This window comes from Paenibacillus sp. N3.4, from assembly GCF_008017805.1.
Taxonomy (GTDB): Bacteria; Bacillota; Bacilli; order Paenibacillales; family NBRC-103111; genus Paenibacillus_E.
This window is the reverse complement of sequence record NZ_VRTT01000010.1, coordinates 93586-112230: the sequence shown is the minus strand read 5'-3', so window position 1 is coordinate 112230 and position 18645 is coordinate 93586. Positions and strand designations below refer to the sequence as shown.

At 45.8% G+C, this 18645-nt stretch carries 14 protein-coding genes, 1 pseudogene and 1 other annotated feature; of the genes and pseudogenes, 2 read left to right on the top strand and 13 right to left on the bottom strand.

Going from position 1 to position 18645, the window contains the following annotated elements:
* Positions 1-11: 11 nt before the first annotated feature.
* The 6 genes from mreC to FU659_RS07815 form a co-directional block, all read right to left on the bottom strand.
* The gene (gene mreC, locus FU659_RS07840) at positions 12-863 is read right to left on the bottom strand and encodes a rod shape-determining protein MreC (protein ID WP_147947064.1); all 852 of its coding nucleotides are present in this window, start codon (positions 861-863) and stop codon (positions 12-14) included.
* A gap of 35 nt (positions 864-898) precedes the next feature.
* Positions 899-1933 (bottom strand): rod shape-determining protein, encoded by a 1035-nt coding sequence (locus FU659_RS07835; protein ID WP_147947043.1) that lies wholly within the window; start codon positions 1931-1933, stop codon positions 899-901.
* Positions 1934-2047: 114 nt separating this feature from the next.
* On the bottom strand, positions 2048-2737 hold the full coding sequence (radC, locus tag FU659_RS07830) for a RadC family protein (protein ID WP_147947042.1): 690 nt from the start codon (positions 2735-2737) through the stop codon (positions 2048-2050).
* Between the two features lie 97 nt (positions 2738-2834).
* Positions 2835-3284, bottom strand: coding sequence for an RrF2 family transcriptional regulator (locus FU659_RS07825; RefSeq protein ID WP_147947041.1), 450 nt, complete (start codon positions 3282-3284; stop codon positions 2835-2837).
* 119 nt (positions 3285-3403) lie between these two features.
* Positions 3404-4012, bottom strand: a complete 609-nt coding sequence (locus tag FU659_RS07820) for a Maf family protein (protein WP_261807678.1) — start codon at positions 4010-4012, stop codon at positions 3404-3406.
* Between the two features lie 64 nt (positions 4013-4076).
* Complete coding sequence (locus FU659_RS07815) at positions 4077-4319, bottom strand: DUF4321 domain-containing protein (protein WP_147947040.1); 243 nt, start codon at positions 4317-4319, stop codon at positions 4077-4079.
* Positions 4320-4465: 146 nt separating this feature from the next.
* On the opposite strand from FU659_RS07815, the gene FU659_RS07810 reads away from it, so the two are divergent.
* Positions 4466-5689: an N-acetylmuramoyl-L-alanine amidase gene (locus FU659_RS07810; RefSeq protein WP_147947039.1), complete on the top strand. Its 1224-nt coding sequence runs from the start codon at positions 4466-4468 to the stop codon at positions 5687-5689.
* A 45-nt stretch (positions 5690-5734) separates the two neighbouring features.
* Here FU659_RS07810 and FU659_RS07805 read toward each other — a convergent pair whose 3' ends face one another.
* The 6 genes and pseudogenes from FU659_RS07805 to FU659_RS07780 form a co-directional block, all read right to left on the bottom strand.
* Complete coding sequence (locus FU659_RS07805) at positions 5735-7084, bottom strand: SPOR domain-containing protein (protein ID WP_147947038.1); 1350 nt, start codon at positions 7082-7084, stop codon at positions 5735-5737.
* A gap of 161 nt (positions 7085-7245) precedes the next feature.
* Positions 7246-8634, bottom strand: coding sequence for a UDP-N-acetylmuramate--L-alanine ligase (gene murC, locus FU659_RS07800; RefSeq protein ID WP_147947037.1), 1389 nt, complete (start codon positions 8632-8634; stop codon positions 7246-7248).
* Positions 8635-8641: 7 nt separating this feature from the next.
* Positions 8642-10018 (bottom strand): bifunctional folylpolyglutamate synthase/dihydrofolate synthase, encoded by a 1377-nt coding sequence (locus tag FU659_RS07795; RefSeq protein ID WP_147947036.1) that lies wholly within the window; start codon positions 10016-10018, stop codon positions 8642-8644.
* A 69-nt stretch (positions 10019-10087) separates the two neighbouring features.
* A pseudogene (locus FU659_RS07790) lies at positions 10088-12756 on the bottom strand (valine--tRNA ligase).
* A gap of 87 nt (positions 12757-12843) precedes the next feature.
* Positions 12844-13101: a binding site (T-box leader), on the bottom strand.
* Between the two features lie 196 nt (positions 13102-13297).
* Positions 13298-14398: a LysM peptidoglycan-binding domain-containing protein gene (locus FU659_RS07785; protein ID WP_147947035.1), complete on the bottom strand. Its 1101-nt coding sequence runs from the start codon at positions 14396-14398 to the stop codon at positions 13298-13300.
* Between the two features lie 116 nt (positions 14399-14514).
* Positions 14515-15402, bottom strand: coding sequence for an RluA family pseudouridine synthase (locus tag FU659_RS07780; RefSeq protein WP_147947034.1), 888 nt, complete (start codon positions 15400-15402; stop codon positions 14515-14517).
* 269 nt (positions 15403-15671) lie between these two features.
* On the opposite strand from FU659_RS07780, the gene FU659_RS07775 reads away from it, so the two are divergent.
* A complete protein-coding gene (locus FU659_RS07775; protein ID WP_147947033.1) occupies positions 15672-17189 on the top strand; it encodes a phosphodiester glycosidase family protein in 1518 nt (505 codons plus the stop codon).
* Between the two features lie 157 nt (positions 17190-17346).
* Here FU659_RS07775 and hemL read toward each other — a convergent pair whose 3' ends face one another.
* Positions 17347-18645, bottom strand: coding sequence for a glutamate-1-semialdehyde 2,1-aminomutase (hemL, locus tag FU659_RS07770; RefSeq protein ID WP_147947032.1), 1299 nt, complete (start codon positions 18643-18645; stop codon positions 17347-17349).

The window sequence follows — 18645 nt, the reverse complement described above, 5'->3', positions numbered from 1 at the left end:
CACGGCTCACCTCATTTCACTTCCGGGACTTCGACCACAAAAACTTCACGTATATGGCTGAACGAAGCTTTGGGCTTCACCATAACCTTGTATGTGATTCCAAATTCCCCCGGACCTATAGAAGTAATCGTGCCTACCTCTATCCCCTTAGGAAATACTTGTCCCATTCCAGATGTAATAATCGTATCTCCAACCTTCATGTCGTCCGCTTGCTCCACCTTATTCATAACAAGTTCCCCCGTCTTGGGGTCATAGGACTCAATCATTCCGAAAGGCTGGTTCTCGTTACCCTTAACAGTGACTGCAATCGCCTTGGAGTTATTATCAGAATCATTAATTTCACGAAGCAACTGTACGTTGGAGTGAAATCCGGAAACTTTACTTACGCGTCCGACCAGACCATCAACCGTCATAACGGCCATGTTTTCCTTAATCCCATCCTTGTCACCCAAATTGATCGTTGTCGTGCTGTTATAAGGGTCAGGATCGGCACTGACTACCTCCGCTATACGATACGTATACACATTTGCTTGTCGTTGTCGTTCTGTGAAACCAAGCGCTTCCATTAAGCGCTTATTCTGCGTCTCAAGCTCATTCAGACGCTGTGTATCGCGCGCATATTGAGTGAGAGTCAGCTTCAGCGTTTTATTTTCTTCATAAATGACTCTTAACTGCCGGATATCTTCAAAGAAACCCGCTATTGATGCGGCGGGCTTGTTGAAGAGTCCTTGTGTCCATGAAACGGAGTCTTTGACAAACTTTTCGGGCCACGTCATCGGTGCCCGATTCCCCAGTGTTAGTCCCATCAAAATAAAAAAACAGACAAGACCAAACATGAGGATAATCAGCCTTTTATTTCCCATGAATTTAAACAAATTGAGCACCTTCTAACGAATGTTTACCGCTTGTATCTTGAACTTGATCCTGATCTGTTCTTGAACAAATGGATATTTTCCAATGCACGACCGGTTCCTATAGCTACACAATCAAGCGGATTCTCAGCAACGAGTACCGGCATGCCGGTTTCTCTGGCTAGCAAGCGATCAAGGTTGCGAAGCAAGCCTCCGCCACCTGTTAGAACAATACCGCGATCCATAATATCGGCTGAAAGCTCAGGTGGGGTTTTCTCCAATGTGACCTTCACAGCATCAACTATGGCATACACGGTGTCTGTGAGGGAGTCCGTAATTTCATCCGAAGTTACGCTTAGCGTTTTTGGCAATCCGGAAACAAGATCACGTCCGCGTATTTCAATCGACTGCGGCGGATCCATAGGAAGCGCGGAACCGATCTCCATCTTAAGTGTCTCCGAAGTCCGTTCGCCAATCATCAAATTGTATGTGCGTTTTATGTACTGGATAATAGCATCATCCATTTCGTCACCTGCAATCCGAATGGATCTACTGGTAACAATGCCTCCGAGAGAAATAACCGCTACCTCTGTGGTTCCTCCACCGATATCGACAACCATGCTCCCTGTAGGTTCCCACACAGGAAGGTCAGCACCAATGGCAGCCGCGAACGGTTCTTCAATGGTGTAGGCTTCTCGGGCCCCTGCTTGTTTAGTTGCATCTTCTACTGCGCGTTTCTCAACAGCTGTAATTCCCGATGGAACACACACCATAACATTGGGATGTCGCGGGAACAGCCAACGCTGTTTTTGAGCTTGTCTCAGAAAGTAACGAATCATCGTTGCCGTCGTCTCAAAGTCGGCAATAACGCCATCTTTCATAGGACGAATAGCTCGAATATTGCCGGGTGTACGACCGATCATTTTTTTGGCTGCGTCTCCGACAGCCTCGATTGTTTTCGTATCAGTACGCAAGGCAACCACAGAAGGCTCCCTAACGACAATTCCTTTTCCTTTTAAATAAACCAATGTATTCGCAGTGCCTAAATCAATTCCTAAATCTTTGGTAAAACTACCAAACATGGCAGTTGCTCCTTTCCTGTTGCATCTATTCTGTGACTGAAGTGGGTCCATGTTTATCTATTATACCTGTTTATCGAAATATTGCTCTCTAATCTGAGCGTAAATCCTATTATATTACATAAAGCCTTGTTCCTTCAAACTTATGAATCTTTGGTCACCAATAATGACATGATCAAGGACCTCGATCCCTATGATTGCTCCCGCTTCCACCAACCGATGCGTGAGCTGAATATCCTCAGGACTCGGTGTCGGATCACCGCTAGGATGATTGTGTACACACACGATGGAAGCACTGCTTCGTTGAATCGCGGCGCGAAAAACTTCACGCGGATGCACAATCGAAGCATTGAGACTGCCCATCGATAATGTTTCCTGCGCTAATACGTGATTCTTGGTATTCAAAAACAAGCACACGAAATGCTCCTTCTGCAAATATCGAAGATCCTCTCTCAACAGATCAGCGATATCTTGAGGTGATCGAATGGTAACACGCTCTGACAAGGAACTCTTGGCGAGTCGACGGCCAATCTCAATACCAGCTTGAATTTGCAAAGCTTTCACATCGCCGATTCCCTTAATTTGTGTTAGTTGCTCCTTACTCATGTCGACAAGGCTCCTCAATCCACCGCATTCGCTTAAGATTCGTCCGGCTAAACGAAGCGCTGATTCAGATAATGTTCCTGTTCGTAATAATATAGCTAATAACTCGGCATTACTTAACGCACTTGCTCCATATTGGAGCATTCTTTCACGAGGCCTTTCCTCTAACGGCACTTCGCGAAGCATTAAACTAGTTGCTTCCATGAATTCCCCTCTTTCCTTGTAGGTTGTGTTAGTTATGAGTATCCCATTCACGCCGAAAAACGACATGAAGCCCCCGGAATATAAGATCCGAGGGCTTCTAGGACAATTGCTCATTATTTGCTTGTGGACATTCAAGTGTGATGATTCGTTCCAGCATGCTGCCAATGGTATGTTGATCAAAATACAATTCCATCTGTTTCTCTGCATCCGAAAACACGTTCCCCATCAATTTATCCATCTTGGATGATATCAGGCAAGACTTGTTTTCATCGCCAGAGCACCAACTTGGTTTCAGCGAGCCTTGACAGGTTAATCGATAAATTTCTCCGAGTGTTACATCATGCGGATTGCAGCTAAGTATAAAACCGCCGCCTATTCCTTCTTTCGTTGAAACATAACCTGCTTTCCGAAGAAAACCCATTACTTTACGTATACGTGCCGAGTGTGTCGATACATTCACAGCAATCTCTTCGCTGGTTGCCATATGATCAGGCAAATGAGCCAGTAAGACGAGACTGTGAACGGCTATCGTAAATTCGCTGTTCATGACCATACCTCCCAGAAGAATGCGAAGTCCTGTCGCTTACTGTCATTGTAACCGTTACAGATTTTACAGTCAATGTGAAAGGCAGGTAAAGGACTCCGTTACGCTTCTTCTGTTGTAGATTACAGCACTTGGATTTCGAATTGAAGAAGTAGATCACTGAGCAGAGAAAGCGGCAATCCCACTACGGTAAAATAATCGCCTTCAATGGACTCCACGAGGGTAGTTCCAATTCCTTGTATGCCGTAAGAGCCAGCTTTGTCTTTCGGTTCTCCGGTTGCAATATAGCGAAGAATTTGCTCGTCGGACATCGGTTTCATCTTTACATGCGTTACACGGTGAGCTATAGCCTGTTTGCCTGTTGCGGCATCTACACAAGCCACTCCGCTGTAAACCTGATGCGTGTTTCCTTGCAGAGCCTGAAGCATCCGGAACGCATCCTTTTCATCCACAGGTTTGCCTAAAACTTCATTTTGGAAAACAACGACTGTGTCAGAACCGATAATAATACCATGCGCCTCATCAGTTTGAAGCATGTCCCGTACAGTCGAAGCTTTACGCAATGAAAGTACTTCTACCAGTTCGGCAGCAGTAATTTTCCCTTCGACGGTCTCATCTGCGTCACTGACTCGAATGATATAGGGAAGTCCGAGGGTCTGAATGAGTTCCTGCCTCCGCGGAGAAGAAGAAGCAAGAATAAGTCTTTGAGTATGTATTGGGGCACTGCGCAAAAGTAACAACTCCTAACATTATGATCATATCTTCTTAACCATTTCATAGCTTCCAATTTCTTACTTATACCTTACGATACAGGAGGTATGCGCCTACTAAGCCAAGAATACTGCATAAATTTAGTTTTACCAGAAGATGAAATTCATATTTCACCACTTCCAAATCTGCTTTGGGTTCCCAACTGATTTGGGCAGATTTGGTTAAAAATGCGAGGGCAGGTACCGGTGCCAGCAGCTGGCCTACAATAATCCCCGTAATCAAACCGACGATTAAAAATACGACTAATGTGAAGGTGCCTTTCTTCATGCCTGTCATCCTCTCTTCTATGTACAAGCTTATTATAAGGGTATGATCTTCTTTTTACCATGAAAACTGTGATAGAATGGCGTATCTTTCCTGATTACATCAAGAACCGATCCTAGTAAAATAGTTAGCGGAGGTACTAACAGCATATGAACTTACTTAAGAAACTCCTATTTTTTTGTTTATTACTTACCTTTGCTTTTCCATATCAAGCATTCGCTTACAAAGTTGTTCTTGATGCCGGACATGGCGGCAGCGACCCTGGCGCAATTGGAATTAACGGTCTTCAAGAGAAGGATGTTAACTGGAATATTACGCAAAAGGTGAGGGACGAGCTTGTACGCCGCGGCTATGAGGTCGTCTTAACCAGAACCGATGATTCGTATTGGTCATTGGCTCAGCGTGTTGAATTCACAAATAGCCAAAAAGCAGACTTATTCGTATCCATTCATGCTAATTCTCACACAAATGCGAAAACGAATGGGACAATGGTACTTTACTACGACAATGATTATCCGCAAGAGGATTATCCAGCCAGCGAGGAAATGAAAAAACTGACACCGTATAGCAAAGACTTGGCACAGCATGTCTTGGATTCTCTGCTGCTTGCTGCCGGGACCAAAAATTTGGGTTTAACCCCAAGTGCTGTCTATGTAGCTAGAATGGGATCTATACCAAGCATTCTTGTTGAAACTGCCTTTTTAAGCAATCAGACTGATTCAGCCTTACTTGCCAATGATGCTGTAAGGACCGAAATGGCTAAAGGAATTGCCAATGGAATTGCAAGCTATGCGCCGCCAACCTTTACAGATACACTGGGTCATTGGGCCAGGGAAGCCATTATAAAATTGAAAAATAAAGGCTTAGTAGAAGGCATAGGCAATCGTTACGAACCGGAGCGCGCGTTAACGAGAGCTGAATTTCTTACTTTAATGGACCGTGTTTTTACATTCAGTACGTTACAAACAACCTGTGGAACCGTTACATCAAGTGTTTATGGCTGTGACACAAACTACAAAGACCTGCCAGCTTCTCATTGGGCTCATTCTCTTTTCGTCAAAGCAAAAGGTTTGAATTTGTTAGAAGGCTATTCAGACGGCACCATTCGTCCGGATCAACCGATAACAAGAGGCGAGGTGGCTGTCCTCTTTGACCGCCTATTAGAAATGACCTCAGCTGCTCCAACTCTTACTAATCCGACATTGAATCCTTCTTTTCACGATGTTGCCGCAACATTATGGAGTGCAAAAGCGATATATTCGCTAAAAAATAAAGGGATCATTGACGGAATCACCGATACCGAGTTTAAACCGAATCAATTCATTACGCGCGCAGAGATTGCAGTCATGTTGAATCGTTATATCAGTAAATAAATAAGCCGTGTACCTGACTCAAAAGAGCGGGCACACGGCTTTTTTTTAGGTAACGCTTATTTTCTTTACCAATTCTTTCTCCGCAATCAGATATTGCATCAATGAGGATTGCGCCTGCCAGAGCATGGCAGTGGAAGGGCTCTTCTTGTACTCCTCCATCGATTGTACGGCGTTATTCATAGCCGTGGTCATCTTCTGTACGATAGACTTCGTATCGTCTCCTAAACCCTCGCTCACGGATGCTGACCATGTGATCAACGATTGGTGTGAGGTACGTATAGTTTGAAGCGCAGCATCCGCCAAGGCGGTTGGCTTCGTTTCAGCCAGATGAACAGTCGTTAACCCGGTTATACTGTTAACGATTTTATCTCCTTCTGCAAGAAAGCTAGGAACCGATTCCGCCTTCGTGCCCCCCCAACGAATACTGGTCGTTGCAGGAATGTCTACATTTTTCATATAAACTTCAACCGTTTTGTCCTTCGTTTGCACTGTTTGCTTGAGTGCCATAGCTTCTTCTTTGTTCTTAGCGAAGCCCACAAAAACCGTAAGCTTATCACTGGAATCCAGCGCTGCTGCCAGACCTTTCTTTTTTAAACTGTCTTGACTGCTCTGAGCGCTCGACAAAGAACTAAATACGCCATTTTGCAAGAAGAAGTAGCTCTTCGCAGGAATTTGAACCTGTGTAACAATGCCCGCCGTGACCGGTATGGCAGGAGCTTGATCTGTGGTTGCTTTGGTCACTGATACGGGTGTTTTACTAGGAGCAGCGGATTGCACCATAGGTGAAGGTACAGTTACAACCTGCTTAATGGACGACGATTCAGCAGCTTCACGATTGGATGAAAACATAGATAATACGAAGAAGCCGAAAGCAACCCCTGTTAAGACTGCTCCCGCTACTGAAGTCGCTATCCTAAACCAAGGTGTGCTCGATGACTTGGCATATCTCGCACCCGTTTCTGGCTCTATCCAGGGCCCTCTAGGCTTCCAAGACGACCAATCATCCTGTCCCTCCGGAGAAATTGAACCTGTGGGCTCAGATGGTGGAACGGAAGGTGCTTTATGAGTCTCATTCTCCCTAGCATTCTGTGATTCGCGGATGATACGTTCAACACGATCACCCTCTGATTCTATTTGGCTATTCCAGTTTCCGAAATCTGTCGTAAATGTATTTAAAGCATGTGGTTCAAACAGGCTTTCCACTTGGTGTCGTTCGGCTAGTTGGAAAGGTGTAACCGATCCCGTGCTGTCTTCCAACTTTGTTTCTATAACATTGAATTCTTCCTGGTACAACGGAATAACCTTCTCCTCCGGATCGGGAATTCGCGTTGCTTTACGCGTTGATTCTGACGTTTCCTGCGGCTCGAATCGATATGTTATTCTTGCTTTACTCATCTTGTTCTCTCCTCCTCAATTGGATTCGGAAATCGGCTTGCATTGCCGCGTTGACTTGTCCAAATCTTCTGTTACTAGATTATGAATGAGAGAGACCTATTATGATTCTTTCAACAAAAAAGACCGCCTCTAGCCAAAATCGGCTTGCAGCGATCTTTCCACTAACTATTCGTTTCGTACTGTTTACGCAGCGACTTCGCTAAGCCTTCCGCCGCCTTCCATATATCTCCGGCTCCCATGGTCAGAACCAAGTCTCCTTGTTTCACATGGCCTACTAAGTAGGTTAGCACTTCATCCCTCGTCGGAATGTGCTGCACATTGGGATTGCTATTGCTTCTGATCAACTCGACCAGTTTGTCTGAATCTACGCCCTCGATTCGCTTCTCACCCGCAGGTGAGTAAATATCGGTAATAATAACCTCATCTGCTTCATCAAAAGAACGACTGAATTGTTCAAACAAGTAATAGGTTCTTGTATATCGCTGTGGCTGGAATACGGCAATAATACGTTTTCCGGTTGCTTTCGCCGCTGAAATGGTAGCCTGGATTTCAGTTGGATGATGGGCATAGTCATCAATAACCAACATATCTCCGACTTCTCCAAGGACTTGGAATCTACGTTTAGCGCCGCGAAACTCTTGAATGGCTTCAGCAATTTTCTCAAAAGGGAGACCTGCTTCCATACATGTAATTAATGTGGCAAGTGCATTGTACACATTATGCTTACCCGGTACAGACAAGCTTACTTGACCCAGAACTGTCCCTTTATGGCGCAATGTAAACGTAACTTTCCGATCCCCTAGAATAATCTGGCTTGCCACATAATCTGCGTCAGAATCGATGCCATAGGTAATGACTTCGCTTTGAATCTCAGGAATCATTTCGCGTAAAAATGCGTCATCCTGACAAACAATAGCCTTCCCTCCGGCTTTAACTTGGCTGAGAAATTGCTTATACGCTTTCTTCAAATTCTCAAAATCGCCATTATAATTTTCTAAGTGATCCGCTTCAATATTGTTTACAAGTGCAAGAGTCGGATGGTACTGAAGGAACGTGCCGTCACTTTCATCCGCTTCGGCCACCACAAACTCGCCTTTGCCAGCTTTGGCGTTACTGCCGACATTCATAATCTCGCCGCCGATAATATAGGTTGGATCTATTCCGCATATTTCCATGACAAGGGCGATCATCGAGGATGTCGTTGTTTTGCCATGTGCGCCGGCAACTGCGATACCCTTCCGTTCGTTCATTAAACGCGCCAGCATCTGTGAACGATGAATAATCGGAATGTTCAATTCCTCAGCCGCTTGCATTTCGACATTATCTTTCGCTAAGGCCGTTGAATAAACAACCAAATCCGCCCCTGATACATTGTTCGCCTCATGGCCGATGAAAACTTGCGCTCCCTTGGCTTTAAGCTTTTCTGTAAGCTCTTGCTGTGCTAGATCGGAACCCGAAATGCGGTATCCCATTTCAAGCATGACTTTGGCGATGGCACTCATTCCGTATCCGCCGATACCGATAAAATGTACATGTTCTGCTTGACTCACGCCGTTCTCACCATCCTTTTTCAGAATCGGTTTGATAGGTAATCCAAGAACGAACATCGGAGATTAAATACAGCGTGCCAGATACGACCGCCAGATCATCCTGCTCAGTTCTGCTTGTTAGGGTTTCTAAAGCACGCTTCCAATCACGCTCTATAACAATATCTACCTTACGATTCATATCGTGTAACAGCTCACTAGCAATTTCAGCAAGCCGGGAAGCATCACCTTTTTTATGAAAATCCGGTTCCGTAACTATAAGTGTATCCACCAATGGTAGTATATGCCTTAAGTAGCCTGTATGATTCTTCGTCGAGAGCATTCCCATCATCAGATGAAGCTTCCGATAACGGTATACGTTTGTAAGTGCGGCAGCTAGTGTAGCAGCTCCCTCAGGGTTATGCGCACCGTCAAGCAGGATGCGAGGCTCGTTCGAAATCATTTCAAGTCTGCCTGGCCAACGGGTCTCTGTAAGTCCTTTATATAGATCTTCATCGTCAACGATGCAAGCATAGTATTGACGAAGCACTTCTAGCGTCATCACAGCGACTGCTGCATTGGTCAATTGATGTTGTCCGTTCAGCGTAATAGGCACTTCTTTCAAATTACGAAAAGGTCCATTAAAATCAAACGTTTGATGATCCAAATCACTTTTCGTATTCGAATAGCTGAATTGCTGATGGAGTGAATACAGTGTTGCTTTCTTCTCTTTCGCCGTTCGTTCGATCACACGCCACACGTCATCAGGTTCAACTGCCGTAATGACAGGAACGCCCGCTTTAATGATACCTGCTTTCTCCGCTGCAACCTGCTCAAGCGTATCCCCAAGAATATCCATGTGGTCGTGTCCGACATTTGTAATAATGGTGACAACTGGATTGACCACATTCGTGCTATCCAGCCTACCCCCAAGCCCTGTTTCCCATACCACATAATCGGGATAAGCCACTTTAGCAAAATACATAATGGCTAATGCCGTAGAGATTTCAAACATCGAAGGAGGTCCGACCTCTGTCTCCCCGATTTCATCTACAATTGGTTTCATTTCATTGACCAATCTGAGCAGCGCCTCGTCTTCAATATCAGCCCCGTTCACTTGAATACGATTCGTATATTTCTCCAAATAAGGAGAAGTGAACGTACCTACATCGTAGCCGCACTGCCGCAGAACAGAGGTCAAGTAGGCGCAAGTTGAACCCTTGCCATTCGTCCCTGCAACATGAATGAACTTCAGTCTGCGTTCGGGGTGTCCCAGTTTTTCCAAAAGCATCTGCATACGACTAAGTCCCGGTTTGATACCGAGTTTCTCCATCCGGCCAACAATCCATCCGATCGCTTCCTTAGCGGTCTGGAAATTCACCGGATTGGTATCTTTGATTTCATTCATCGATCTCATCCTCATTTACTATATGAATCACTTTGTCTTCGTACCTAGGCAGTCGTTCAAATTCCGCATTTATCCTTTTAATTCCGCTAAACGAGCAAACACTTTGTCTCGTTTATCCGCATAGTCTGCCAGCTTTGCTTTCTCTTCCTCGATAACCTTGGCAGGCGCCTTCGCTACGAAACCTTCGTTGCCTAGCTTTTTCTCAATACGCTCTACCTCACTATGCAAGGTTTGCAACTCTTTGTCCAGACGAACCAGTTCTTGGGCGATGTCGATTAAACCTGCAAGCGGCAAGAATAGTTCTGCGCCAGTGATAATAGACGTCATCGCTTTCTCAGGAGCTGCCATCTCTGCATCAATTTGAAGCAGGGATGTGTTGCAAAAACGCTTCAGATACTCTTCGTTGCGACTGAGAATGTCCTGTGTTTCGAGACTAGCAGGTTTCACAAGCAGTTCTACTTTTTTGCTCATCGGCACATTGACTTCAGCGCGAATGTTGCGAACAGCACGAATTGCATCCATCAGAAGCTCCATCTCGCGCACTGCGTCCGGCGATTCGAAAGCCGCGCTTTCCTTCGGCCAAGCCGCAAGTGTAATGGTTTCGCCCTCATGAGGCAAATGCTGCCAGATCTCTTCTGAGATAAATGGCATGAATGGATGAATCAGACGCTGGGTGTTGTCGAGGACGTAAGCAAGAACAGATTGCGTCTTTTTCTTGGCAGCAGCGTCGGTACCATACAAGCTAAGCTTACTGAACTCAATATACCAATCGCAGAGATCATCCCAAATGAAATTATAGAGCAATCTTCCTGTTTCACCGAATTCATAGCTATCTATCAGTCGTGTCACGTCACGTACCGTTTCATTCAATCGGTGCAGAATCCATCGATCTGCTGTGCCAAGTTCCCCTGTCAAATCAATGTCTGCAGCAGTTACGCCTTCCAAATTCATCAAAGCAAAACGAGAAGCATTCCAAATTTTATTAGCAAAGTTACGCGCTTGCTCCACACGTTCCCAACGGAAACGAAGATCTTGACCAGGCGTGCTGCTTGTCGAAATCATGTAGCGCATAGCATCTGCGCCGTATTTCTCGATAACCTCTAAGGGATCAACGCCATTGCCAAGAGATTTGGACATTTTCCGCCCTTCAGAATCACGAACAAGCCCATGCAGCAATACATCCTTAAACGGCATTTGATCCGTGAATTCCAATCCTTGGAAAATCATCCGTGATACCCAGAAATAAATAATATCATAGCCGGTTACAAGAACACTTGTCGGATAAAACCGCTTCATATCCTCGGTTACATCAGGCCAACCAAGCGTGGAAAACGGCCACAATGCGGAACTGAACCATGTATCCAGAACATCGTTATCTTGGTGAAAATTGGTGCTGTGACAATGAGCGCATGCTGTCGCATCTTCACGAGTCACTGTAATTTGTCCGCAATCCGCACAATGCCAGGCAGGGATACGATGTCCCCACCACAACTGACGGGAAATACACCAGTCACGCACATTTTCAATCCAGTGCAGGTAAATTTTCTCGAAACGATCAGGCACGAAGTTAACACCTTTGCCTGATTTTTGCACATCAATCGCTTGATCGGCAAGCGGCTGCATTTTCACGAACCATTGTGTTGACAAATATGGCTCTATGACCGCGCCACTACGCTCACTATGACCTACTTGATGCACGTGTTCCTCAATTTTAATCAGAACGCCTTGCTCTTTGAGATCCGCTACGATTTGCTTGCGGCATTCAAAACGATCCTTGCCTTGATAAGGACCAGCGTTCGCATTCATCGTGCCCGTTTCATCCATAACAAGGATTTGCGGTAAATTATGGCGTTTCCCTACTTCAAAATCGTTAGGGTCGTGGGCAGGTGTAATTTTCACAGCGCCGCTTCCGAACTCTTTCTCTACATAATCATCAGCGATAACCGGAATTTCGCGATTCACAATCGGAAGAAGCAAAGTTTTGCCGATCAGATGTTGATAGCGTTCATCCTTCGGATGAACAGCAACTGCCGTATCGCCCAGCATCGTTTCTGGACGGGTTGTTGCAACGACAATGGAACTTGTTCCGTCTGCCGTCTTATATTCCAAATGATAGAGGGCGCCTTGCACTTCTTTATATTCTACCTCAATGTCGGATAGCGCCGTGCGGGCCGCTGGATCCCAGTTAATAATGTAATTGCCACGGTAAATAAGACCTTTTTCATAGAGGCTTACAAATACTTCACGAACGGCTTTGGAAAGTCCCTCATCGAGTGTGAACCGCTCACGCGAATAATCGAGGGAAAAGCCCATTTTGGCCCACTGATCACGGATGGTGTTTGCGTAATGATCCTTCCATTCCCATACTTCTCCAAAAACTTCTCACGACCAAGGTCATAACGAGATAAACCTTCTTCACGGAGCTTCTGTTCAACTCTCGTTTGAGTGGCTATCCCTGCGTGGTCTGAACCCGGCAGCCATAGCGTATCATATCCTTGCATTCTTTTGGTACGTGTCAAAATATCTTGTAACGTAAAATCAAGCGCATGCCCAATATGCAGCATCCCGGTTACATTCGGAGGCGGAATTACGATCGTGTAAGTTTCAGCGTCAGGGCGATTGCCTGCTTTAAAGAATTCATTTTTGATCCAGTAATCGTACCACTTGCGTTCTGCTTCCTTCGGATCATACGTGGTAGGCATTTGTAACTGTTCTTTGGTCTCATTGGCTTCGGTCATAGGATTACCTCCATGGCTATTATCATTGTCGAACAGGCATGAATGCCTGTGAATAAGCAAATTTCAAACAAAAAAAGCCCTCCGCCCGCAAAGGACGAAAGGCTTGCGCTCTCCGTGGTACCACCTTCATTCCACGCAGCTTCAAAAAGAAGTGCACGTGGCTCTCAAACAGATAACGGCTGCGGCCGGCAAACGCTAAAGAACAAGATGAGTGAACTCATCCGGACGATCACGTTTACAACTCCAGGGCGACTTCGTTCGGTTGCTTCCTATGGAACCTTTCAGCGCTACCAGTTCCACTCTCTGAAGGGCTTACCGCCTACTACTCCCTATCAACGTTTCCATTATTACTCAAAATGGTTTACATCATATGATAACGAACATTTGAAACAGAGTCAATATGTCATTCCAGTATTACCGTTTATGAATAAATTATTCTTCTGCCGTTGTATCTTTTGGATCTTTCCTTTGTATCCTTTACCTTGCATGCAAAAAGCCCCTAGCTGCTTGAATAAGCAGCTAGAGGCTCTTGTTATGTAGTTTATCCTGGAAGATAAATAACCTGCCCAAGCGTTACTTCCTGATCCCCCAGACGATTCAAGAGTTGGAGTTCACGCGGATTGAGCTGATATTTTTTGGCTATGGACTCCAGTGTATCTTCCCTTTGAACGATGCACAGCTTCAACTTTCTAAATTCCTGAGAACCTGAACTGCTCTGCAAAAACAGACGTTTCCACTCAACCGCATCTATTCTCGCCTCCGCAGCAAGAGCAGCCTGCGCTTCCTCTTCCGCTTTCCTCTTGTCTGTAAGATACGACCCGGCCTTTGATAGCAGCGACTTGATCCCATAGGGGTTAAGGTCGACTGCTTCATTTGCCTTTTTGCCAAAAGCGACTTTGAGATCCTTCTTTTCCTCTGTAACGACTGCATGTTCATGATGGGGTGCCACCTTCAATTCGGTCTGTTCCACATCCACTACTGCACCATCGGCATCCCAATCTGTCGGCTCTTGGACAAGAACCGCGGGTTGCTGTTCGGTGCTAACAACATCCGTTGAAGCAAAAGGAGCCTCATTCTCATTTCGATGCCAATTCTCAATCTCATTCTCAATTTCAGCATGCGGGTGAATCATTGGAGCTTCAGAAATTGGCTGTGCAGCAGTCCATTGCTCATGAATAGGTTCAGGGGTATAGGCTTGAGGCGGTTCAAACCTCGGGGCATCCACTTCGTGTACGAAAGTAACTACCTCTGACTCATTCCAATTGGCCAAGGGTACTGAAACTACTTCTACCCCTTGTAAGGATAGCACGCCGGTCACATTCAAGCTTCTCGCCGATAAAAGATCAATATCAAAGTTCTCAATCTCGACCTGAATATCTTCCACTCGGTGAATGCGATTCAGCGGCAATGTGATTTCAACCGGAATCATGTGCTCCAGTGTTCGGGGAGATTGCCCTTCATCACTGAAGTAATTGCCAGTCAGCAGCAGATTCCCCTTGAGAATGGCTTGATCATCCTGTGTTAACACCTGAATATGCGGAAGCAGCTCCACATCATTTAATTCCTGTATCCCTGCCAAACCTTCCTGCAAATGAACACGCTCATAGATATCGAATCTCAATCCTGGTTGCTGTTCAGACACTGAATTAATCCTCCCTTCCATCACATCCTCTTGCTCCTATCGCATGAGGAATGTTCCCAATACCTTGTTTGTCTCTAAAAGTATATGGGTGTGATGAGAAAGGCATGACTACATTTTTATTGTCCGTTGAGTTCCGCTAGCAAATGCTGAAAATCCGCAGGCAGCGCAGCATGTACGATGATCGGTTCCTGTGTAACGGGGTGATCGAAGAGAAGTCTTTCTCCATGCAGGGCTTGGCGGTGAAATAATCGCACAGAACCCCCATATAAGGAGTCACCCATTAAAGGATGGCCTGCATGACTGAGATGAACTCGAATTTGATGTGTACGCCCCGTCTCTAATTCAAGTTCAAGAAAAGCAGCTTGCTTCAGCTGTTCGAGTACCTTGAAATGTGTTACTGCCGCATCGCCACCCGCGGTTACTCTGCGTTTTCCGGAATGGTGCCGATCTCGCCCGATCGGTTCATCAATCGTCCCGCTTTTGCAGCGGAATACCCCTTCGGCAAGTGCCACATACCGTCGATCAATTCGTTGATTACGCATAGCCTCATCTAAAAGCACATGTGCCCACTCATTTTTGGCATAAAGCACTGCACCGGTCGTATCTTGATCTAAACGATGAATATGCCTGATTGCACAGGCTTGATCTGTCGAGGCGTAGTAGTAAGCTAACGCCGAAGCCAAGGTACCGCCCTGCCCTGCATCAGCAGGGTGAACAGACATCCCCGCCGGCTTGTTCACCACGAGACAAAATTCATCTTCATACATGATGTCGAGGTCGTAAGGCTCTGGTTGAAACGAAGATTTTTCCTCAGGAAATAGTTGAATACGAATCGTTTCGTCCTGCACGCGAATACGATTCTGAGAAGCCAATCGCAGAAAGTACTTGCGTGGAACAGGCAACAACACAGCCAATTCCTCCACAGCCCCGGGCTTGAGAGGCCTCCACTGGGCATTAGGAGCAGGCAGCTCCAACCACTCTCCGCTGCGCTTCCACGCCTTCATGATCGATTCCCTTTGCGGAAGGACAGACAGATGGCGATCAAAATAAGCAAAAAGGCAAAAACAACGGCCATTAAATCTATCGGAAAATCAAAAAAGTAATATCGTTTCATAGATTTATTAAACTCCTTAAGAAAAGAGGGATAAAGTACAATTTATTTTAACAATTACCAATAACAATTGCATATGAAAATATGATAATATTATTCTAGTATTGATTTTTTTCGACATGACTCATCAAAAAGAAACCATAGAGCAGGAGAGGGACATCCTTGGGTAGTTCAATTTTAGATCATTTTCGCAATTATAGCTGGCTGAAACGTACATTACTTATTATTGCTGCTTGCACATTTTTGAGTTCCAGCTTTTTATTTCTGACCCCGCCTGGGGAATATATTCGCGAGTATTTGGCAAAGACCGTCATTACCACACAGCATCGAGATTGGGCCTGGATTTTCGTTGGCGCTCAGCGCAGGGACCAAATGGTGCTTGAGATGCAAAGTTTGACGGAAATCAATTCTGTGGAAAAGCAGGATTTACAAGCCGTGCAATTCAATACAAACCGTTCGACCGAAAGTCTCGTTAAAGTTGAAGATATTTCCGGACAGTTCTGGAAAGGCAAAAAAATGTATGTATACGACCCACGCACCATTCGTGTCGTTGTTCCTGATAAGCAAGGTGAAGGGGAAAGAATCACGGCCATGGTTCAACGCACAGGCGCTGTTGCCGGTGTGAATGGCGGAGGTTTCAACGATCCCGACGGATTGGGTAACGGATTTGCGCCAATTGGCGTTATTATGTCCGGTGGCGAAATATTGTATACGGACCAAGAAGGCAGCATTGCCCAGCAAATTGTTGGGTTTACCAAAGAAGGTACCCTTATTATTGGGAAGTACACCATTAATGAATTGCTAAAACTAGGTGTTTCAGACGCTGTGTCCTTTTATCCTCGTGTTATTGCCAACGGCAAGCCGTTGATTACTAGCGGTGACGGTGGCTGGGGACGCGCGCCTCGAACAGCTGTCGGGCAAAAAGCTGACGGAACCGTCATCTTCATCGTTATTGACGGGCGTCAAACTAGCAGTGTAGGTGCAACCTTGAAAGAAGTTCAAGACATTTTCCTCGAAGATGGCGTTATTAATGCAGGCTTCTTGGATGGTGGAGCCTCCTCTGAGATGGTTTACAACAATGAGTTGATTACGAAGCCTTCCAGTCGCTACGGCGAGCGCCGATTACCTTCAGCTTTCTTGGTATTTGATCATCCAGATGCCGTGAAAGTAAAGAATGTATGGGAAGGGTTAAAAACAATCGATCCCGGTGGTGCGTATGACCATCCTGATTTCTTGAAAGAACAAGCAGACAAAAAGGCGAATCCGCCTAAAGCAACAGCAACACCAAAAGCAACCACCACCGTCAAGCCAGAAACTAGCAATGAACCCGGAAAAACCAGTCCATCTACTGGACCAACAAGTTCAGATAATAGCTCTACAAAACCAAACTCATCCGTATCGGTGAAGCCAGAAGGCTCACCTTCAGCGACTATTAGTCCGCTACCTTCTGCTGCACCAACGCCTGATAGCGGCAATACAGGAACAGGCACTGGTACCGGTACTGGAAACAATAATAATGGAAATACAGGGACAGGAAGCACCTCTTCACCAGGTGCTTCCGCAACACCAAAAGCAAGCACAACACCAAGCCCTACGCCAGCACAACCACAGCAGCCTGTTACTGGTGCGACAGCACCAACGACTGCTCCAACAACTGCACCAACAGCCAAAACAAACTAACCGTTTGTACATAACCAAGGATAAACGACTCCGTCGTCCTTCAGGGACGAACGCGTTTGTCAAGGTAGATGCGAAGCAAAAGTATAAAAATTATACTTTCTTATCTACTAAAAAAAGCCGTTAGGGGTAAAAAATCCTACGGCTTTTTTCCTATTGCCTATAAGCGGGACAAAGCTTCACGATGTGCTGCAAGGGTAAGGGCAATATCTTCATCCGTATGTACCGTCGAGACGAACATTCCTTCGAATTGCGAAGGTGCCACAGATACACCTAGATCAAGCAAATGACCGAAATAAGCATTGAACTGACTAAGATTAGACGTTTTTGCCGCTTCATAATGAGTAACAGCTTGATCCGTGAAAAAAGGACAAATCATCGAGCCTACACGATTAATGGTGCAAGCTATGCCCCGTTCAGCCGCATTAGCCATGAAACCAGCTTCCAACTGAGCCGACTTACGCTCCAGTTCCTCATAGACACCCGGCTCCCCTAACAAACGCAATGTCGCATAGCCTGCGGCCATCGCTAATGGATTGCCTGACAGCGTTCCTGCTTGATAGATGGGACCTGCTGGGGCCATTTGCTCCATGATTTCCAATCTACCCCCGTATGCCCCTACCGGAAGCCCGCCACCGATAACTTTGCCCAGACATGTCAAATCCGGTGTAACGCCATACAGACCTTGCGCACAATGCTTGTGTACACGGAAACCGGTCATCACTTCATCAAAAATAAGCAAAGATCCATATTGCTGGGTAATTGCGCGTAAACCTTGTAAAAACCCTTCAACCGGAGGAACAACCCCCATATTGCCTGCAATAGGCTCAACGATCAAAGCAGCAATTTCTTCTCCAAACTTTTCGAATACGAGTTTGACAGAGTCCAAATCATTATAAGGCACCGTTATCGTATTCGCTGCCACATTACTCGGCACACCAGGACTGTCAGGCAAACCTAATGTCGCAACACCTGAGCCTGCCTTAATCAATAAAGAATCGGCATGTCCGTGGTAGCTGCCTTCGAATTTAACGATTTTATCACGCTTCGTGTATCCACGTGCCAGTCGAAGCGCACTCATCGTCGCCTCCGTTCCCGAATTTACCATTCGTACCATATCAATAGACGGCACCCGTTCAATCACTAATTTGGCCATCTCTGTTTCCAATAGTGTCGGAGCGCCGAAGCTTGTCCCTCTCTCAGCCGTGGTTTTGATCGCGTCCAATACAGCGGGATGCGCATGTCCGACAATCAAGGGTCCCCATGAGCCTACATAATCAATATACTGGTTGCCATCAATGTCGATTACACGTGAACCCAAGCCCCTATCCATAAATAACGGTGTTAACCCCACCGATTTAAAAGCGCGAACAGGGCTGTTGACTCCTCCAGGAATAAGTTTTTTGGCTTCTTGAAAAGCGGCTGAAGAGAGCGTGTCGATTCTGCTCGAATTTTCCAT

What these genes read in the sequence shown, in the direction of transcription:
- FU659_RS07795 (WP_147947036.1), bottom strand. Translation starts at nt 10,018, where the DNA reads ATGAATGAAATCAAAGATACCAATCCGGTGAATTTCCAGACCGCTAAG.
- FU659_RS07835 (WP_147947043.1), bottom strand. Translation starts at nt 1,933, where the DNA reads ATGTTTGGTAGTTTTACCAAAGATTTAGGAATTGATTTAGGCACTGCG.
- FU659_RS07815 (WP_147947040.1), bottom strand. Translation starts at nt 4,319, where the DNA reads ATGAAGAAAGGCACCTTCACATTAGTCGTATTTTTAATCGTCGGTTTG.
- FU659_RS07780 (WP_147947034.1), bottom strand. Translation starts at nt 15,402, where the DNA reads ATGAAGGCGTGGAAGCGCAGCGGAGAGTGGTTGGAGCTGCCTGCTCCT.
- FU659_RS07805 (WP_147947038.1), bottom strand. Translation starts at nt 7,084, where the DNA reads ATGAGTAAAGCAAGAATAACATATCGATTCGAGCCGCAGGAAACGTCA.
- radC (WP_147947042.1), bottom strand. Translation starts at nt 2,737, where the DNA reads ATGGAAGCAACTAGTTTAATGCTTCGCGAAGTGCCGTTAGAGGAAAGG.
- hemL (WP_147947032.1), bottom strand. Translation starts at nt 18,645, where the DNA reads ATGGAAAATTCGAGCAGAATCGACACGCTCTCTTCAGCCGCTTTTCAA.
- FU659_RS07825 (WP_147947041.1), bottom strand. Translation starts at nt 3,284, where the DNA reads ATGAACAGCGAATTTACGATAGCCGTTCACAGTCTCGTCTTACTGGCT.
- FU659_RS07810 (WP_147947039.1), top strand. Translation starts at nt 4,466, where the DNA reads ATGAACTTACTTAAGAAACTCCTATTTTTTTGTTTATTACTTACCTTT.
- mreC (WP_147947064.1), bottom strand. Translation starts at nt 863, where the DNA reads ATGGGAAATAAAAGGCTGATTATCCTCATGTTTGGTCTTGTCTGTTTT.